The organism is Veillonella sp. 6_1_27, assembly GCF_000163735.1.
In the GTDB taxonomy this organism is placed as follows: Bacteria; Bacillota; Negativicutes; order Veillonellales; family Veillonellaceae; genus Veillonella; species Veillonella parvula_A.
On the sequence record NZ_GG770217.1, the window covers coordinates 284,626 to 304,495 of the forward strand.

19 protein-coding genes, 1 pseudogene and 1 riboswitch are annotated in these 19,870 nt (G+C 39.1%); of the genes and pseudogenes, 4 read left to right on the forward strand and 16 right to left on the reverse strand.

Going from position 1 to position 19,870, the window contains the following annotated elements; genetic code table 11:
* Window positions 1–104: 104 nt before the first annotated feature.
* From HMPREF0874_RS08330 to HMPREF0874_RS08350, 5 genes are all read right to left on the reverse strand, one after another.
* Complete coding sequence (locus HMPREF0874_RS08330) at window positions 105–1,010, reverse strand: LysR family transcriptional regulator (RefSeq protein WP_008603076.1); 906 nt, start codon at window positions 1,008–1,010, stop codon at window positions 105–107.
* A 230-nt stretch (window positions 1,011–1,240) separates the two neighbouring features.
* A complete protein-coding gene (locus HMPREF0874_RS08335) occupies window positions 1,241–2,869 on the reverse strand; it encodes a phosphoenolpyruvate carboxykinase (ATP) (RefSeq protein WP_008603078.1) in 1,629 nt (542 codons plus the stop codon).
* A gap of 368 nt (window positions 2,870–3,237) precedes the next feature.
* Window positions 3,238–4,854 carry a PAS domain-containing protein gene (locus HMPREF0874_RS08340; protein ID WP_008603080.1) on the reverse strand — a complete coding sequence of 539 codons (1,617 nt, stop codon included), beginning with the start codon at window positions 4,852–4,854 and terminating at the stop codon, window positions 3,238–3,240.
* A gap of 229 nt (window positions 4,855–5,083) precedes the next feature.
* A complete protein-coding gene (locus HMPREF0874_RS08345) occupies window positions 5,084–5,431 on the reverse strand; it encodes an energy transducer TonB (protein ID WP_008603082.1) in 348 nt (115 codons plus the stop codon).
* 10 nt (window positions 5,432–5,441) lie between these two features.
* Window positions 5,442–5,819 (reverse strand): energy transducer TonB, encoded by a 378-nt coding sequence (locus tag HMPREF0874_RS08350; protein WP_039965402.1) that lies wholly within the window; start codon window positions 5,817–5,819, stop codon window positions 5,442–5,444.
* Window positions 5,820–6,283: 464 nt separating this feature from the next.
* Here HMPREF0874_RS08350 and HMPREF0874_RS08355 point away from each other — a divergent pair, with 464 nt between their 5' ends.
* The 4 genes from HMPREF0874_RS08355 to HMPREF0874_RS08370 all read left to right on the forward strand — a co-directional run bounded on the left by HMPREF0874_RS08355 (window position 6,284) and on the right by HMPREF0874_RS08370 (window position 10,162).
* A complete protein-coding gene (locus tag HMPREF0874_RS08355; RefSeq protein WP_008603086.1) occupies window positions 6,284–7,225 on the forward strand; it encodes a metal ABC transporter solute-binding protein, Zn/Mn family in 942 nt (313 codons plus the stop codon).
* Between the two features lie 146 nt (window positions 7,226–7,371).
* Window positions 7,372–8,103 (forward strand): metal ABC transporter ATP-binding protein, encoded by a 732-nt coding sequence (locus HMPREF0874_RS08360; protein WP_004697906.1) that lies wholly within the window; start codon window positions 7,372–7,374, stop codon window positions 8,101–8,103.
* Complete coding sequence (locus HMPREF0874_RS08365; RefSeq protein WP_008603088.1) at window positions 8,100–9,065, forward strand: metal ABC transporter permease; 966 nt, start codon at window positions 8,100–8,102, stop codon at window positions 9,063–9,065. Before HMPREF0874_RS08360 ends, HMPREF0874_RS08365 begins: the two co-directional genes overlap by 4 nt.
* Window positions 9,062–10,162 carry a metal ABC transporter permease gene (locus tag HMPREF0874_RS08370; RefSeq protein WP_008603090.1) on the forward strand — a complete coding sequence of 367 codons (1,101 nt, stop codon included), beginning with the start codon at window positions 9,062–9,064 and terminating at the stop codon, window positions 10,160–10,162. The genes HMPREF0874_RS08365 and HMPREF0874_RS08370 overlap by 4 nt, the downstream gene beginning before the upstream one ends.
* A gap of 188 nt (window positions 10,163–10,350) precedes the next feature.
* Here HMPREF0874_RS08370 and HMPREF0874_RS08375 read toward each other — a convergent pair whose 3' ends face one another.
* From HMPREF0874_RS08375 to HMPREF0874_RS08425, 11 genes and pseudogenes are all read right to left on the reverse strand, one after another.
* Entirely contained in the window at window positions 10,351–11,130 is a 780-nt protein-coding gene (locus tag HMPREF0874_RS08375; RefSeq protein ID WP_008603092.1) for an ABC transporter ATP-binding protein, read from the reverse strand.
* Complete coding sequence (locus tag HMPREF0874_RS08380) at window positions 11,127–12,176, reverse strand: iron ABC transporter permease (protein ID WP_008603093.1); 1,050 nt, start codon at window positions 12,174–12,176, stop codon at window positions 11,127–11,129. Before HMPREF0874_RS08380 ends, HMPREF0874_RS08375 begins: the two co-directional genes overlap by 4 nt.
* Window positions 12,177–12,192: 16 nt before the next feature.
* Window positions 12,193–13,366: pseudogene (locus HMPREF0874_RS10190) on the reverse strand (ABC transporter substrate-binding protein).
* Window positions 13,367–13,469: 103 nt separating this feature from the next.
* Window positions 13,470–14,642, reverse strand: coding sequence for an ABC transporter substrate-binding protein (locus HMPREF0874_RS08390; protein WP_039965404.1), 1,173 nt, complete (start codon window positions 14,640–14,642; stop codon window positions 13,470–13,472).
* Window positions 14,643–14,843: 201 nt separating this feature from the next.
* Window positions 14,844–15,033, reverse strand: a riboswitch (cobalamin riboswitch).
* A gap of 213 nt (window positions 15,034–15,246) precedes the next feature.
* Complete coding sequence (locus HMPREF0874_RS08395; protein WP_008603099.1) at window positions 15,247–15,735, reverse strand: GNAT family N-acetyltransferase; 489 nt, start codon at window positions 15,733–15,735, stop codon at window positions 15,247–15,249.
* Between the two features lie 107 nt (window positions 15,736–15,842).
* Window positions 15,843–16,286: a GNAT family N-acetyltransferase gene (locus HMPREF0874_RS08400; RefSeq protein ID WP_008603100.1), complete on the reverse strand. Its 444-nt coding sequence runs from the start codon at window positions 16,284–16,286 to the stop codon at window positions 15,843–15,845.
* 36 nt (window positions 16,287–16,322) lie between these two features.
* Window positions 16,323–17,153, reverse strand: a complete 831-nt coding sequence (locus HMPREF0874_RS08405; RefSeq protein WP_008603102.1) for a class I SAM-dependent methyltransferase — start codon at window positions 17,151–17,153, stop codon at window positions 16,323–16,325.
* Window positions 17,154–17,168: 15 nt separating this feature from the next.
* Window positions 17,169–17,471, reverse strand: coding sequence for a hypothetical protein (locus tag HMPREF0874_RS08410; RefSeq protein ID WP_008603104.1), 303 nt, complete (start codon window positions 17,469–17,471; stop codon window positions 17,169–17,171).
* 2 nt (window positions 17,472–17,473) lie between these two features.
* Window positions 17,474–17,797, reverse strand: a complete 324-nt coding sequence (locus tag HMPREF0874_RS08415; RefSeq protein WP_039965407.1) for a hypothetical protein — start codon at window positions 17,795–17,797, stop codon at window positions 17,474–17,476.
* An 8-nt stretch (window positions 17,798–17,805) separates the two neighbouring features.
* Window positions 17,806–18,216 (reverse strand): hypothetical protein, encoded by a 411-nt coding sequence (locus tag HMPREF0874_RS08420; RefSeq protein WP_008603108.1) that lies wholly within the window; start codon window positions 18,214–18,216, stop codon window positions 17,806–17,808.
* A 255-nt stretch (window positions 18,217–18,471) separates the two neighbouring features.
* A complete protein-coding gene (locus HMPREF0874_RS08425) occupies window positions 18,472–19,863 on the reverse strand; it encodes a hypothetical protein (RefSeq protein WP_008603110.1) in 1,392 nt (463 codons plus the stop codon).
* Window positions 19,864–19,870 lie beyond the last annotated feature (7 nt).

The following is a 19,870-nucleotide window of genomic DNA, read 5'->3' on the forward strand; positions in this document are numbered from 1 at the left end:
AATTTATTGATTGATTTACGTATTAATTTATTTATTAATTATTAATTCATTAATATGCTCTACCTCCTCAGGATATGCCACCTAAATATCTTTATACCTATACATTACAAAAATTGCTGCATAATATGTGCTACTTCAGATAAATGGAAACGTTTTGCCCTATCAGACCTCGCCACAAGAACTAATTGGCGGAAACAAAGTTTCGATGCAAGAGGATAAAATTTAACCTTATCGTCATCCCCCTTGCTATTGAGCGTGCTCGGCAAGAATGTAATACCATAATCATCTTCTACCAAGGACCGGCATGAATCTAAAGTTTCAGCGCCAATTACGGCTTTTGGCACAAAGGATTCCGCTTGACACAGACGGTTTACCAACGTCCGCAATTTGAGTCCCTCTCTTAGCAAAATAAACGGAAATGCTCCAAAGGGTGCAATTTCTCGAATTCCATCATTAGTCATGAGAGAATCTGCAATATCTATGGCCTTCTTGTTTTCCACACTAATGGCCAATAAAATCTGTTCATCTAAAACGGGATAACTTTCAAGGTCCTGAGAATAAATCGGCGTTGGAAATAATCCTACATCTACTAAGCCATCACAAATTTGCTGTTCCAAAAAGTGAGATTCTCCCTCTACAACATGGAACTCCCAAGTAGGTTCAATCTGTTGAAAGCTTTTCAATGTTTTCCCAAGCATATGATGTCCATAGAATTGAGACAAGCCGATACGCACATGATAGGCTACATCTGTGCCTTGATTAATGATAGATTGCGTTAAAGCCTCCACCTTTAAAACTAACGGCATGCCCTCTTTTGCAACTTGTAACGCCGCAGCAGTTGGCACGACTTTTGTGCGATCACGAACAAACAACGTAACGCCTAGCTCTGCTTCAATACGACGAATCCCCTGACTCAACGCCGGCTGAGAAATATATAATTTTTTAGATGCCTTTGAAAATGATGCCATCTCAACGATGGTACTAATATATTTAATGTCTTTTATGTCCATATAGAAGTCCTTATAACTATGTCCGTATACAAGTCTTATAATAAAACATTATTTCTATTATAGCTATACATTACTAAAATATATGTTACATATACATGGGGAAAAATAAAAATACCAAGAAATTTAGTGTCTTACAATGCTAAATTTCTTGGTATGTCTTATAAGGTAAACGAACTACATATAGGATGCGATAGAGCCACATTCTATTACAGCCCTTTTTAATTTTTAGATCACATTAAGGATTTAAGTACATCCAATACTTCTTGAGGTAATTCGTTTTTATGACCTTTAAGTTTTTCCACATAGTCATAACGGAATTCGAAAGCTTGGTGTAATTGGTGATGGTATTCACGTACTTCGAATGGAGGTTCAAAACCTGGTACCTCTACATAGGAAAGATTTTCGTATTCACAGAATGGTTTGAATTCCAATGTACCTTCCACCAAACGCTCTAACAAATCAAGAGTAACTTCTTTAGGAATTTTATTTTCCAAGAAGAAGCCTGTGTTCATGATGTAGCATTCAACGCCACATTCGCAGAACAATTTTTTATAGCTTTCATAGTCACGAACCAATGGATATGTACGGAATGGATTTGCGTAAGGTTCGATAACGAGTGCATTTGGATCGACATGAGCATCCAGTTTTTCCGCTGTAGAACGACGAGTTGCCAGCGTTGCACCCATAGTAGATGCCAATACTGGATCATCAATTTTAAGAATAGGTGGCAAAGTTTTATCTTTCATAAGCCATACTATGGCATTAACAGGTTCACCAACGTAGTTTACACGGTTATCTGTCCAGAATTGAGATTTGATAGCACGACCATTGCTATTACGCACATCTTCGGCCAATACAACCTTGCGACCATCTTCATCCATTGTTACGCCTACATTTTGTAGTGTTAACAAGAATTCATTAGCAGGATGTTCCACCGGATAATCTTGCATTTTATCGAAGTATGTAGGTTCAAGAGCAATAGAACTCAAATCGTTTGTATTGATAACATACGCGTCGTCATGCAAGATAGAAATATCATATCGACCACCATGTTTTTCATGAGTCAATGTGGATTTACCGGAACCGGACAAACCGAATACACCGATAGTGTATGTTTTACCACCTTCAAGGTTGTAACGTTTCATACCGCCGTGGCATGCAACATAATCAAAGCGGTTTGCCAAAGACCACGCAAGTGTAAGCGTACCTTTTTTATGCTCCCCGAAATAACGCATACCTAGAATCATGGCACAGTTATGAGCAGGATCGAAAATGGCAAGACCACCTGGATGACCTGGCACAACATAGTCAGGATCAGAGTAAATATAGATATCGCCTTCCGGAATGTCCACACTATCGTTGTAGAACTCTTTTACAGCCGCATCAAAGAACTTAAAGTTCATAAGCCAAGAATACAAAATAGACGCGTGATCTTTTGGAATCATTAAATGAGCACGAGCTGTGAATTTTTTATCAAGACCAACGATAGATTCCGCAGAAATCCACTCTTTATTGCGGCTATCATATACTGCGTCACGTGCAATGTTAGCGAGTTCAACTTCATCTATGCCTTCATCGCCAATAATGCGGCGAGCTTTAGCATAACGGCCAGTAGTTTTACCATCGTTTGTAACAAGAACCTTTGCATCAGCTGGCAAACCTTGCTCTAAAGGTTTAAATACTGGCATATCGAGGACGATAACACCTGGCTCTTCAGAGGCTAATTGATACGCTTGTGCCACAGATGTTACAGGAGTTACATTGTTCCCATAGAATGCAGTTTCAATTGTACTGCGCATCATAGAAAATAATGGGTTTGTTTTGATTTCACTTTGCTTCCAAACGCGTCTTGTCGACATAGTATCTAGATCCTCACCTTTAAATATATTAGTAATTTCTCTTGTAAAAGTAATGTTGTACATGAAAACACTGCTAAGGCAAATACTTTCATTATTTTCTATTTTACCCTTTTCAATCAAATTTGTATACATAAAACAAATGATTTATAGGAAATTAATGTATGTTTATTTTGAATTAGTGCAACACATTTGTAATGTAATAAATTAATACCTAGCGGCATAAAACTATTAGTATGCAATGGAACACCTTAAAAACTAGACGTAGTTACAAAGTAACTAGTTATATTTACAAATCAACTAGTCAAATAGCAAAACGAAAAAGAGGCAAGGTCCTAAGCACTTGCCTCTTTCACGTTTAAAAAATGCAATTATTTCTTATCTTTATTGATAAATGCATCGATTTTACTAATTAGATCATCTACCTCAAAATCGCCGCGCTCTGCCATCATCTTAATTGTTGCCACCTTGGCCATTACTTTTACCATAGGTGTTTTTAATTTCTCAAATTTAGGATTCAAAGAAATCAAATGATCTACAATATCTGGACGATGTTTAATTAAATTAGACAATGTTGTTTTTGCATCGATGTGGAATCGACCATCTGCATCAGTTGTTAATGGTTCTTCTTCTACCTCTTCTGCTGCCTCTTGAGCCAAGGATTTTTCTTTACCACCATCGCCTACAAAATCAGTTTTATCCCAAGTCAACAATGTACGAGAACCCTCAAGTTCACGGATATGAGTACAGTCTTGCATCATTTCCAATACGCCGCGGAATTTACCATTTTCATCGCGCACCGCTGTGTAGATAACATAGATGAACAAGCCTGGTTTATTGATCCAGAATTCCGCTTGGCTTTGTTCGCCAGAACGGAACTTCTCTACGATTTCCTCTACTATATGAACAGATTTTGCGGGGTGACAATTCTTCACCTCACGGCCGATAACGTTCGCACTGCGAGGGAAAATACGATGTGCCGTATCGCTGTAGAACTTAACTAGTTCATTTTCATCTACATAGGATAAATCTACCGGTAAATGACGGAACAACAAATTAATTTGCTCTAATGTCAATTTACCCGTTGCCACATCGAGGACTGCATCCTTACCAGTGGGCGCACCACCAACAGGGCCTACATATTTAGATAGCAAGCCCGCTAAATCATTTAAAAATTCGTTAGATACAGCATCACCTTGAGCTGAATTATTGCCATTCAATTGCGCCGCAGAATCATTAATACCTGGCACTACATATAAACCTGGCGCATTGATGATAGCATAACCAATTTCATGGTCATTTTTACTCATCCGCACAAACTCTTCGTCACTCAACAATTTATAAGATGTTGGCAATAAGACTTCTAGTTCTTTAGAATTCAAATCTCGTAATTTTGCCAAAGTTTCTGGCACAGATGCTAGGAATTCTTCGTATTTATCTTCCCGAAGCAATGCGTAGGATGCAGAGATAGCATCGCGCACAGCATCATCAAAGGTCCACATAATGCGCGTTGGACGATCAAAGCCGTGGTCCTCAAGCATCGGATAGAGTTGATTTTGCTTACGAGATAGATGAGTTCTCCACTCTGCTAAGGAATCAAAAATACCGAGCCACGGATTTTTGATAAACTTCTCTTGTTTCAACAATTCGTCTGCTTCAAGGGCTACCTTTTCAACAGCGTTGATTTCTTCCAAGTACGCCCACAACGGATGGTTCTCAGGATACTCATTTTCAGCACGCACCAAAACGCCATCAAATAGATCTAAGAGATCATCCATTTTCTCTAGGATTTCTTCGTCCTTGTAAACACCTTTCAAGCTTTGCTCTGCATAGGCAAACTCATCAGGTGTACAAGTACCTAGTTTCTCTTTTAAAATGCGATTGCCCTCTTCTAAGGACAATTTACCATCTAAATAATCTTCTTTAATGGACACAATAATTCTGTAACGTTCATTGTTAATATCTAGTTTTTGTTTTAATGGATTCATATGCTTATACCTCCACGGGCTAATCTATAATTATATTTTTATTATATCATTTTGAAAGTAATTTTCAGTTGCTACAGATACAATTTTGATTTATTTTTAAAATTTACGAATCAAATATTATGAAAATAAATAACTTTACTTTATTTTTTAGAATATTTTGGCATACAAAAACTGCACCTCAAAAGTTGTGTCCAAGTTTTAGGGTGCAGTTCTCTATAAGTGTCTTTAATTAGTTTTTAAAATCAATATATTCAGTTTTAGAAGATGCTACAGGTCTACCATTGGAATCTGTAGCAGGGCTAAATCTCCATTTAGAAATAGTATCAACAATGGCGGCATCAAGCGTACTAGAGCCACTAGATGAGACAACTTCAACGTCCCCTACAGAACCATCTTCCTTGATGGTAAAACGTATATCTGCACCATGAGCTGCTTCACCATAGGCAGCAAGCAATGCTCGGTCAATAGGTGGTGTAGCTATAGCTACTGGTGGATCGTATGGAGCTGCCAACACAGACGCGACCATACTAATTACAAACAATGAGCTTAAAATAATACAACGCAACACTTTATTCATCGTTTTCTCCTTATTTAGCTGTCACAGCTTGCTTAGGCAGAGTAATTGTCATCCCAATGATAGATTCATGTGCTTTTTGATCTGTGCCAATAGCAGGTGTGAACTTCCACTGTAAAATTGCTTTTTTAACTGCTTCGTCAACTGGAGCATAACCAGAAGAACGTTCTACGAAAACATTTTTAACATTACCTTTTTTATCGATTAAGAAGCGTACGCGCATATCAGGCGCTACCGTAGCGGTTTGAGGAATCTCAGGCAACTCAGGTTTTACAATAGTAACCTCCCTTGGAGATTCTAAAAACTTCGCCGCATCAGCTGTATAATCACCTAACATACCGAAAGATGCAACGAGTACTGCTGCAGCAGCGTATCGGAATAATTTATTCATAAGAAGCCTCCTTATTAACCTTTTACCTATGCATAATATCATACTAAATAAAGATGAATATTAAAAGAATAAATTCTTATTGATAAAATTTCTCATTTATGATATATTGAATTCAAGATAACTGTCCGGACTCACATATCTAGTTGATATGACAAAAAACTACACAAAGGAGGTTCATCATGAGACGTAGAAAGCGTATTCAAATGAAGGTCATGATGGTACTTGGTATCGTTGCCCTCGTTGGGCCTAGCCATCTACAAGCACTTATTCCCTAGATTATTTTGACCTTAGCAGAAGACTGTATAACTGCCACTAGCCGCTACGTTAGTAGCGGCTATTTTTCCGTTTAAATTCAGAGAGATATTCTCCTTCTTCAAATTATTTCATTATTAGAACAAAATATTTCTCTCAAACAAAGTCATTAATGTTTTTAAATTTAGTATCTATAAAAAAGGAGGCTTATTATGAAATTTAATCGAATTTTATTAGTCGTCGTATCATTAGCACTTATAGTATTTGCCCTTGCAGGCTGCGGAAAAGACACCGCCCAAGATAGTCAGAAAAAACTTAATGTCGTAGCTACTACAACGATGTTAACGGATTTAGTAAAAGAAATCGGCGGTGACCATGTAACCGTACAAGGTCTCATGGGACCTGGTGTAGACCCTCATCTATATCAAGCTAGCGCAGGCGATGTAACAGCTATGTCTAAGGCGGATGTTGTAGTATACAACGGCATTCACTTGGAAGGTAAAATGGGCTCCATTTTCGATAATCTAACAAAGCAAAATAAAGCGACCATCCGCGTATCTGATGCCATTGATCCAGCTACATTGCTCGACTTTGACGAAGAAGATGGTGTAAAAACAAAAGACCCTCATATTTGGTTTGACGTTGCTAACTGGAAGCTGGCAGCAAAAGCAGTATACGAAGGTCTTGCTAAAGCCGATCCGGCTCATAAAGAAGATTACCAAAAACGCTATGACGCATACCTTACTAAATTAGATGAAACTGATGCGTACGTTAAAGCTCAAGCAGAATCTATTCCAAAAGAATCTCGCGTACTTGTAACAGCTCATGATGCATTCCAATACTTTGCTCGTGCGTACGGTTTTGAAGTAAAAGGTTTGCAAGGTGTAAGCACTGCCACAGAAGCAGGTACACAAGATATGAATAACCTCGTTCAATTCATCGTAGACCACAAGATCAAAGCTATCTTCGTAGAGTCTTCTGTACCTCACAAAACAATTGAAGCCGTTCAAGAAGCTTCTAAAGCTAAAGGTTGGAACGTCTCCATCGGCGGCGAATTATACTCTGACTCTCTCGGCTCTGAAGGCACTGAAGGTGGTACATATATCGGTATGGTGAAAGCTAATATTGATACAATTACCAAAGCACTTAAATAATCATTTATTAGAATTTCTTAATTGAATACAACAAAGTAAATTTACTTATACTAAATTAGATTGACTTAAGTTTACTTTATTATTGTAAGTACATGTGCTACTAGCAATTCACAGCCAGTAGCACGCATTAATACAAGGAGGTTTCCATGGAATGGGCCGTTGAAGTTGAAGATATGACCGTAGCATATACGACAAAACCCGTATTATGGGACGTAGATATGAAGGTACCCATCGGTTCCTTAGCGGCCATTGTCGGCCCTAATGGTGCCGGTAAGTCCACATTATTAAAGGCCATGCTCGGTCTACTAACAGTTATCTCAGGAAGTGTAAAATTTTATATCGATCACCACTTAGCGATGGACAAAAACGATTACAAGAAAATCGCCTACGTCCCTCAAAGTGGTAGCGTAGACTGGGACTTTCCCACTACCGTACTAGATGTAGTACTCATGGGTCGTTATGGTCATCTAGGTTGGTTCAAGCGACCTAGCAAAAAGGATAAGGAACTCGCCCTCTCCATGATTGAAAAAATGGGCATGAGCGACTATGTGGACAGACAAATTCGCCAGCTTTCAGGGGGACAACAACAACGCGTCTTCCTCGCAAGAGCCCTCGTCCAAGAGGCAGATATTTACCTCATGGACGAACCCTTCAAGGGCGTCGATAAAACAACAGAACATGCTATTATTTCGCTTTTACAAGAAATGAAAGCTCGAGGCAAAACGGTTATCGTCGTCCACCACGATTTAAATACGGTGCCCCAATATTTCGATTGGGTAACGATGGTAAACAAACAAACTGTCGCCTATGGACCCGTAGCAGATACATTTACGGACGAAGCTATTGAGCGCACTTACGGCAAGGGGAGGATTGTATGACCATACTCCAATCCTATACGACGCAAATGGTACTGCTCGGCACGGCGTTATTAGGCCTCGCTAGTGGTATCGCTGGCACCTTTGCGGTACTTCGCAAGGAAAGCCTCATCGGTGACGGCCTATCTCATGCAGCACTACCCGGTGTGGTCATTGCCTTCTTGCTGACGGGCATCAAGGACATCGAAGTTCTCATCGCAGGTGCTGCCCTATCCTCTATCACTGCGGCTTGGCTCATTACCATCACAGTAGAAAACAGCAAAATCAAATTTGATGGCGCTTTGGCCACCATACTTTCTGCCTTCTTTGGGCTCGGTATGGTGCTACTCACCTATGTACAAAGCCTAAATAATGCAGGTCAAGCGGGGCTTTCAAAATTCATATTTGGACAGGCAGCCACCATATTGGCGCGCGACGTGTACATCACATCTGCAGCGGCGCTCATCATCATCGTGTTAACCGTATTATTCTGGAAGGAGTTAAAGCTCATCTCCTTCGATGTGGAGTACGCCAAAACACTACAAATTCCCGTCACTTTCACCCTTATTTTATATCGTTCACTATTGATCATGACCATCATCATCGGTATTCAATCGGTAGGGGCTATCTTGATTAGCTCCCTCCTCATTGCACCCGCCGTTGGGGCAAGACAGTGGACGAATAAACTGAGCACCATGTGTATATTAGCAGGATTATTTGGCATGATATCCGCCATCGGCGGTACTATCTGGAGTACAGCGGTCCCCAAATTACCGACAGGTCCAGCTATCATCGTCATTTTATCGATTCTCGTATTATTGAGCCTCATCTTTGCTCCTAACAGAGGTATGCTCTGGCAGTTCCGCAAAAATAGACAGTCAAAGCACGCATTATTGTTAGAAACCACAAGGGCTCCCAAATCCAAGACACAGCAAAGTATTTACGTAGCAGAGGACGCACAACCTCGCATAGGAGGTGCCCTATGACAGTTCATACAGAGATATTGCTCATTGCCATTGCGGTATCCATCGCATGTGCCATCCCTGGGGTCTTCCTCGTATTGCGTCGCATGTCCATGATGGCCGATGCCATTACGCACACCGTATTCCTCGGCATCGTGCTCGCTTTCTTTATGACGGAAGATTTAAACTCTCCATTTCTACTCGTCGGGGCTACCTTAGTTGGTGTAGGCACCGTATGGCTTACGGAAATGATACACAATACGGGGCTTGTCAACGAAGATGCGTCTATCGGCATCATCTTCCCTCTTCTATTCTCTATCGCCATCATTCTAGTCAGCCTATACAGCGGTAACGCTCATCTCGATGTAGATACCGCATTACTCGGCGAAATAGCCTTTGCACCCTTTGATCGATGGATTGTGAACGGCACCGACTTGGGACCTGTATCGCTATGGATTTCTCTAGGCGTGGCGATCATCAATTTAATATTAGTCATGCTGTTCTACAAGGAATTGCAACTCTCCACCTTTGATCCGCTACTAGCGGGACTCTTCGGTTTTATGCCAGCCCTCATCCACTACGTGCTGATGACCATGGTATCCCTCACCGTTGTGGCCTCGTTCCAAGCGGTAGGCGCCATTCTCGTCATCGGCCTCATGATAGGGCCTGCGGTCATCGCTTATTTATGGACGGACTCTGTGAAAGCCATGCTTACTAGCAGTATCATCATCGGTATTATCTGTGCTGTCGTCGGTACGGAAGTAGCTTTCACCATGGACGTATCCATCGCGGGTTCCATTGCAACCACCATCGGTATCGCACTGATTATCGCTGTTATCGCAACACCGAAGACTGGCTATATCGCCACATACCGCCGTCAACGTCATTTGCGTCGCCATTATCGGGAAACGATGATGCTATGCCATATTTATACACATATGGATACACCTATCGCGCACGTTGAAAACGGCATCGGTACCATTCATGAGCATTTGAACTGGAGGCCTGATTATACTCATCAAGCTGCTTCACAGCTAAAGAAACAAGGTCTATTATATGTGACAAATGGACACTACGTGCTTACTGATAAGGGTATAGCACAGGTTAAAGAGATTATTTAAATACAATACCACTACTTTTCCCAACAAAAAGAAGCTGAAATCAATGCTGCTCTGCAAAGATTTCAGCTTCTTTTATTATTAACTAATTATTTTACAGCCTATTAATATAACTGGATTCACGTCAATGATTATCTATAATAAATAGTTCCAACACTATAATAAGCTCAACGCAATCATAAAGAATCCTATTAATTAATAATAGCTTCTAATGGAATTACATGAGGTAGCCCATTGTCATCCATATAAATTTTCGTTTTAACACGGTATACATCTTCCATCATGGCTTCTGTAAAGATGTCTTTCGGCGCGCCTTGAGCGTATACTGTACCCTCTTTAAGCACGATGATTTCATCTGCGAACATAGCCGCCAAATCAAGATGATGCAATGTTACGAGCGTTGTAAAATCATTTTCTTGAGTCAGATTTTTAAGCAATGTTAATAAGTCAAATTGCTTGTGCAAATCTAAAGCACTTGTCGGTTCATCAAGAATTAAGATTTTAGGTTCTTTTACAAGGGCTTGCGCCATGAACACAAGTTGGCGTTGACCACCGCTGAGCTCCATGATGCTGCGCGATGCAAAGCGCTGTAAGTTCAACCGTTCCAATACCTCTTGTGTGGCTGCAATATCCTCATCACTTACGCGGAAGGACATGGAGCCCATGCGCCCTAGCATAACAACTTCAAAAACAGATAGATTGACTTTACAGTCATTATCTTGAGACAAATAGCTCACTGTACTACTAAAATCCTTTGTAGAATATTGAGATACAGGTTTACCATTAACGGAAATCTCGCCCTTGCCTTTCAAGATACCCATGATTGTTTTTAAAAGTGTAGATTTACCAGCACCGTTAGTACCAATGAGCGCAGTCAATTTACCTGTTTTAGCAGCAAAATCAACGCCCTTTAAGATTTGTCCGTCTTCCGTAGCGGAATAACCAAAGGTTAGATTATGAACTTCAATCATTTGAAATAGCTCCTTTTCCTAGTTAATACCAACGAGAAGAAGAAAGGTACACCGATGATTGCCGTCACAATACCGATTGGGAACATCGCCCCAGGAACGAGCATCTTACTCGCAATAGATGCGAGAGACAAAATCGCCATGCCACATACTGCAGATAGTGGTAAGAAATAGCGTTGATCCTCACCCACAAGCATACGTGCAATATGTGGCCCTACAATACCGATAAAACCAATGGTGCCAACGAAGGAAACGGCAACGGCTGTAATGATGGAGATGAAAGCAAACACTTTTACCCGTAAGCTTTCAACATTAACACCAAGACCAGAAGCCTTTTCATCGCCTAATTTTAATGCTGTTAAACGCCAAGATTCACGCATCATAAGCGGAAGCATGATTGCTAACACGATAAGAACAATAGAGATGTTCATCCAATTCGCCTTAGCTAAACTCCCCATCGTCCAGAACACGATGTTTTGAAGGGCCTCAGGAGATGCCATATATTGCATCAAGGATTGAAGCGCTTGGAACAAGAACATCATGCCGATACCAGCGAGAATCATCGTTTCAGAGGAAAAATTCTTAATCTTATTGATGGAATAGATAAAGAAACTCGTCAAACTAGCAAATACAAAGGCGCCAAATGGAACCATAAAGACACCTAAAAACTCTAATGCACTAGCGCCTACAACAACCATAAGAGATGCACCGAAGCCAGCCCCTGCGGATATACCAAGTGTATACGGGCTAGATAACGGGTTATCAAGGATAGTCTGCATGCCAGCACCAGCAATGCCCAAGGAAGCACCTACGAGCAATGCCATAATGGCCGTCGGAAGACGAATCGACCAAATGATAACATATGCGTTTTTGGAAACCTCTGCTGGGTCTGTTAATGCGAGCCATACATCACTTAACGTAAGTGATGCAGGACCTACAATAATATCGGTAACAAAGCTTACCGCACAAATGATCAGACCAATGATAATAAACATGAGCTTTTTATAGCTCTGTTTTTTATAATCGTACTGATTGTTAGTATCTGTCACTATACAAAACCCCTTCTTAGTTTAAATGCATAAACCAAACGCCACCGTAAGAGAATGGAAGGAATTTATCATAGAATTCCTTAAGTGTGCCTTCCGGATCTACATCCTTGAATTCCTCAGGATAGAATGTTTTAGCTAAGTATTCGAATACTGCAACGTCATATACTTCACGAGGTAAACCATGGTGAGTAGAGTAAACGTTTTTAGATTGAACGGCTTTCAATTCAGGCCAGCCTTGACGTTCTGTGGTGAAAGCTTTCAATAACTCTTGAGATTTTGCTTCATTTGTATCAAAACCTAAACGCATGGAAGTCGGTTTCTTAGGCCAGTAGGAACCGATAATCATGATGATATCTGGGTTTCTTTCTAAAATAAATTCTGGGTTAACTGGACCGGCCTTTTGAACTACATCTTTTGTAATAAGGTCGCCACCTACTTGCGTTGCTAATGCGCCCCAGGCTACATTTGCACTATACGCAAAACCTAAACCTTCTGGACCTTCGTTACCTGTTTCAATATAAACAGTTGGTTTTGGTTTATTGATTTTGCTAATGCGGTCCATAACTCTTGTTAAACGGTCAGTATAGAACTTGTTGATTTCTGCTGCACGCTCTTCTTTACCCAATGCTTTACCGATAGCTTCAATAAGATTTTTGGTGATTTTCAAGCTTTTCAGCATGGTAATCGATGTAGATAGTTGGGATACCTGCTGCATCGATTTTAGGTTTGTAATCAGATTCGTATTGATCTTTAAAGTATAAAGGCATAAAAATAACATCTGGGTTTAAGGAAATTACTTTTTCCACATCAAATGTTTTGTCATTTACGTTACCGATAAGAGGAATTTGTTCCAATTCTGGAACGTCCGCTTTATAGCGATCCCACATATCTGTACGCAATTTACTCAAATATGGGTCCATACCAACAATAGTCTTAGCTACATCTTTACCTTGCAATGCAGCCATAGTCAAGAACGCACCGCCAGAGGCACTCAATTGAACTACTACGCGTTCTGCCGGTTTTTTCAACGTAACTTTTTGACCCGTTACGTCGGTAATTTCAATTTGTTTGCCAGATTGTGCCGCATCCTTTTTCGTATCTGCTGGACCACCACAAGCTGTCATAATCATGCTCACAACTAGCAGCAGCACCGTGGCAAGATAGGCCATAAACTTCTTTTTCTTAACCATAGAATACCTCGATTCAAAATTCAAAACTCAATACATTCTAATAAACACAATGTACGACAGCATTTATATAGTTTTACTCCATCAACTCCTTCTACACACACTCTTAATTCATATGCATAAACCAGATACCACTATAAGAGTATGGCAAGAATTTGTCATAGAACTCTTTCAGTGTAGCTTCTGGATCTACATCCGCAAACTCTTCAGGATAGAAGGTTTTTGCTAAATATTCAAAGACTGCTGCATCAAATACTTCGCGAGGAAGGCCATGATGCGCGGAATAAACTTGTTTATTTTCAACAGCTTTTAATTCGCTCCAACCTTGACGTTCTGTGGTGAAAGCTTTCAACAACGCTTGAGACGAATCTTCGGTTGCTTCAAAACCTAAACGCATAGAGGTTGGTTTCTTAGGCCAGTAAGAACCCATAATCATGATGATATCTGGATTTTCCTCTAATACAAATTCCGGATTAATAGGAGAGGATTTCTTAACAGCATCCTTGGTGATTACATCACCTCCAGCCATAGTCGCTAAAGCACCCCAAGAGTAGTTACCACTAAAGGAGTTACCAAATTCTTCTGGACCATTCATGCCAACTTCAATGTAAACAGTTGGTTTTGGCTTGTTAATTTTACTAACACGGTCGAGAACTCTTGTCACGCGATCCGTATAGAACTTGCTAATTTCTGCAGCTCGTTCTTCTTTGCCCAAAGCCTTACCGATGGCTTCAATGGATTTTTGATGACTTTCCAATTTTTCTGCATGGTAATCTATATAAATAGTCTGGATACCAGCAGCATCCATTTTTGGTTTTGCATCAGACTCGTACTGATCTTTCAAATCTACAGGAATAAAAATAACATCTGGATTTAATGCCACAACTTGCTCAGCATTAAATGTTTTATCACCGATAGTACCCACTACTGGGATCTTAGCTAATTCAGGCATTTCAGCAGTAAAGTGCTTCCACATATCCGCTCTGTAATCCTGTAAGGATGTATCCATGCCGGCAATAACCTTCGGCGTATCCTTGCCCATAAGTGCAGAAATCGTAAAGAATGGACCACCGGCACCACTCCATTGTAAAACAACTCTCTCTGCTGGCTTTTTCAGTGTTACCGTACGCCCCGTTACGTCTGTGATTTCGATTGGCTTGTTATTTTGCGCCGTATCTTTCTTTGTCTCACTAGGACCTCCACATGCAGAGATGAGCATACTAACAATTAGGAGGAAAACAGTGACTAAATACGCCATAAACTTCTTTTGTTTGAACATAAGTACCTCTCTTCTCTCAACTAAAACTATCACTATAAGTGCACATAAAAAGCCCGTTTCCCCACGAAGAGGAAACGGGCTGTCATCTCAGTTAGACTAACTACCACGCCTAATAAGCTAGCATATAGTATGAGCTTTCAACTATGCATAGCTAGTATAAATTCATCTATATCAATCCCCATCCCTGTCTCTCGCAGGTCAATTGGCAATTGTTAATTAGGCAGTTCTCCTGGCTCCAGTTTAACGTTACTTTGCGCCTTCCCAAAAACTTCAGTGACCGAGAGCATTTCATCCTCTATGCAAAGTACCTCGCTGTTACAGTGGCGTGACCGCTTTGGCTTATACCAAATTCTCTATTAAGTCAATAGACACCTAACCCAATCATATGTGATTTTTTTCATCGTAGCATGAGGGATATACAGTGTCAATAAACATATAGGGGTACAGCTATTCTTGTAAAATCTATACTTTTCAGCAAAAAAGAAGCTAAAACTCAACCACTAAGCGGAGTTTTAGTTTCTCATTAGGACAATCTGTAAAAATATCCGTCAAATTCTATAATTTATTTTTATCTATTAATAACTATATTGCCATAACAAAGGTGCTAAAACTCAACGCGCATCTGATACCATTTAGCACCGCCGTGATCAGACTCAGACTCACCTTCATTTACAAAACCAAACTTGGCATAATAGGGTATCTTTTCTTTCTTACAGGTTAGAATAACACCCTTACGTTTTTCCTCTCTCGCAAGGTCGATAAACGCCCCAATTAACTTACCACCTACACCGCGATTCCTATACTCTGGCAATGTATTTAAGCCAAATATCATCTGCCATGCACCGTTAGGGTTATGCAAAGAAGCATCGCCGAACATCTCATCCGTTAAGATTTCATCATCAGATACGAAGCCATCAATAAAACCAATTGGTGTATCGCCGTCAAAGGCAATTAAAAACTGGCCTGCATAATAGTCTAATCGTTCCTTAAAAGCCTCACGAGGCGCCGCCTCTGCCGGAGGAAAACAAGTTGCTTCTATATGTGTAACTACATCTAAATCTGCAGTTGTCGCTTTTCGTATTAATATATCCATATCCTTCTCCATTGTATCTACATATAGGTTTTAGTATATACCGTTTACATAACAAAGGCTACACGTAACTCTATGTACGTGTAGCCTTTTATTAACAATTTGACCAATTATCTTTTTGTATATTTAGGCACATTACGATATTGCATTGGTAAGGAGTTATCTTTTATCTTAAACCCATGCTTCTCATAGAATGGAGCATTCTTGCTTTCACCAATCATAACATTGATGTACAAATACGATTTGTAAGCGTCTTTCACCATTTCTAGCAAGTGCCCTGCAATACCTTGGCCCCGATAATCAGGATGAACTAGCACATAATTGATGAAGCACACAAGTTCGCTATCATCCATGACGCGAATAAGACCTATTAAACGATCTCCATCCCAAGCAGAAATCACGCGCGAGGAATTCATTAGCGCCTTGTACAATCGGTCGGGATATTTACCTACCACCCAACGAACAGATAAAAACAGTTCTGCTACCTGCTGAGGGGTAAAGTTTCTTTCTTCGGTATAGGTAATCGTCCTATCGCCCTTAACGATACTAATCATGTTGCTGCCTTTTCTAATCCATTTACGAACTACATCTTAGGTGTGTGACACAACTTCCCTAGGATTCCACCAAATTATAGCAGACCGAGAAGAAATCAAACATTTATTGTCCTTAGATTTTGCTATGATTTCTTTTTTGATTTGTTCCTCTGCTGCTGGCGTTAAATCTCCATAGTACTGTTCGTATATGATCTTTCGGCACTCGATTTCATCTTCTACAGTACGTTCACATCTATAATCAATGATGCTTACATTAGGGAATCGCCCTTGTGAAAGCAACATATTGTACAGAATCTGGAATTCTTCTACATCAGATTTACTTGCTGCTCTAGGATTCTTCCAATCGGGAATACCAGCCACAATGGCACAATAGCCTTTTGAGTATTGCTCCATTTGTAAAATTCGAGGCCACACATCAGGAAACATCCAAAGTACTAAAGAAATAGCCACTACATCAAATTGGGAGTCAAGAGATCCATCTTGAGGTAAGTCCTGTACCATTTCTTCAATGATGTTAATATTCTCAACGTTTAATTCTTTGGCATTTTCTTTAAGGACTGCCACCATGCCCTTTGACGGCTCAATAGCAGTAACAGATTTAATATGTTGAGCAAAAGGAATTGTAAAAGAACCAGGACCAGCACCTATGTCTAACATACTAGAATCAGGTGTTAAGACACTACTTAAAGCAGCATACACCTTCCGTCCAAAGTCGTAGTCATTGCTTTTACGCATAAGAGAAAAATCATTGGCCCGCTTGTCCCAATACTCTAATAATGGATTCGCCCGAATCCCTTTCTCACGATCATAATAACTTTGTTTCCACATTTCATTCCAGAACGAAAAATCTGTAACTTGCGGTGCCATACGAAACCTCCTAACTTAGTCTAAATTCCTCATTTCTCGGATAAACTCTTCTGCCTCTTGCAGATTCTTAAGGAACTCAAAATAAATACATTGCTCATGTCCACAATAAGGATTACGGAAATCATAGCCGCTCAACAACAAATACTCTATAATCTTCCACTCTTTGTCATTAGATTTTTTAGGAGCCTTGAACTTCTCGTTCACAAAGTACATTTTACCTTTACAGGTAGGGCAGGTTTTATTTCTGTTAAACAACTCGTAGTTTGTGCCCTCCGACAAGGAGATTCGGCAGTTTACACATACATTTTTATAGCCCAAAGTTATTTACTCCCATACGGTTTATGTTGAAAGATTTCTTTTACAATCCCTTCACCAACAATATTTCCGCCTTCCATAATAAAAAACTCTGCACCTGCTTGTATAGCAGAATAATCTACGGTTTCATATACTGGTAAAGCATTCGCTTGAATCGGTTTATCAAAGATGACATCTTCACCATCAATAAAGTTGATACCAAGATATTCCTCAGTACCTTTTATAACAATATGAGGATAGTACATTCCATTATTTAAATTCGGTGAAGTTCTTCTCTTCTTACTGAAGAACGTAACTGTACAGCTAATAGTAAAATCTAAATCACTCATCTCAGGCCTCATTCAATTACATATACCATATCACCTTTAAAGTATATGTTCATTATACAGTGAACTGGATTCCCCTCGGTCCATAACCAACCCTGGAATACAGCGTGATCCCAATTATAGGTCTCTGTAATGACCTCGAATTCACTTTCACTATAATCCTGTTGATACTGAGATAATTCAATTCTTTTACCTGTGAAAGTATCTAGTATTGTGTTATTAAACACGAGAATTTCAAAAAAATCTATATCACACGTCTCAAATACAACTTGAGCCTTATGAGTTTGTTCAGTACCGTTTTCGTAAGAAAAAATGTAATCAAATGTAAGGATCAAATTATCGTGTGCGTATTCTATTTTCTGTACCCTTGCATCATGAAGGGAATATTTGGAATGATTGCCAAAAGATTTTGTTGTTTTCATAGGACCTCATTACACAATTAACAATACTATAATCTAAAACTCAATTAATTTGAGCCTATTTTATTCATTAATAATACTTTTCATCTACTATTGTATCATGTGTATCATAATGATAAATGATTATTTTTCGATTAATGATTAAATATTAAAATGCAAATAAAAAGCACATGATAAAACGCTTTTACACGTTTATAATCATGTGCTTCATTTTATCAAAGCCTAATAACTTTGACTCATTATAAGCCTAAACATATATTACTTTTTACTTATTTTGCTAATAAATGATGGTATATTGTCATGCCTAAGAACATCACCAAAATGGCTAGTAAGACCTACATCCCCAATTAATTCAATACCAATATTACTATCTTTAATAGCTTTAATTTTAGTCCTCAATTGCTCTAAACCATCTTCTACATAAAACTTTTCATACTTAGCTGGTTTACCTGTAACAATTGTAGTTCCAAGTCCCTTTTCTTTAATCTGATTCAACTGTACTAACCAAATTTTAGTACCATCAAATACCCACTCAATCGAGACATCACCTAAAAGATAATGATAGTTACGAATTTCATTTAGTAGTGCTTTTAATTTTACTAACACATTATCAGGTAAAGAATCTAAATACTCTGCACCAACCATGAAGTTATCGCCTTTTCCAGCAACCCCTTCTATAACATCATTAACCTGATTCTCACTTACAATAGCTCCACCTGAGTAAACTGCTTCAACTGCACTTTGACTTAAAACAGAAGCAATATTAATTTTATTGTCCCCTTTAAGCTCTTCTTTCTGCATTAAAATAAATGGATCAGTCCACTTATCTCCAGTATAATACTTGCCTGGTTCTTTAACGATTGGAGCAGTACGTATCCACTTTTCTCTTAGTCCAGTTTCTTGTCCAAAAGAAAATGGAGGAACATTTCTAGAAATAACCGTTGTATATGGAACATTAAATCCTAAATAATCCGCTATAATCAAACCAAAAGGCTTATCACCAATAAAGCGTGAAAACTTATTTGGCCATTTTATTTTTATATCAAACTCATACTCTTCAAATTTTTCGTATTCCCAAATAATCGTATGACTTTTATTAAGGCCTTCTCTATGGGGATGTAAGCTAAATTCAACTCTATAGCTTTCGTCAAAATCACACACCGGTGCAAAACCATATACTGTTTTCAATAGATGCATTCCCATATTTCTTTCTAAGAAACAAATATCAGGCTTTTCGACACACTTAGGCGTATCATTTGGAGCAAATTCAATAATATTCCCTAAAATAACCCCAGAAACACCACCATCATTTACATCTATGGTCTCATTAATTATAGAATATTTGTTTTCATTGCAATTCTTTTGAATTATATTGAGTATTTCATCTATCTCGTTTGCTTGTTTTCCATAAACAAGACTATGACCTTTCATTGACTCTATGCTAAAACTTCTAATATTAACAGACTTAGAATTAGAAACTTTAATCAGGTCAAGAATACATTCTTTTAAATCACCTTTATACACATAATCTTTGTCGATATTTATATACCGAATACTCATATCAGGAGAAATGCTAATATACCTAGCTATATTACATCCCATATGATCATGCATAAATGATAACTTATCATCTTTTAATAGTTCTACCATAATACAC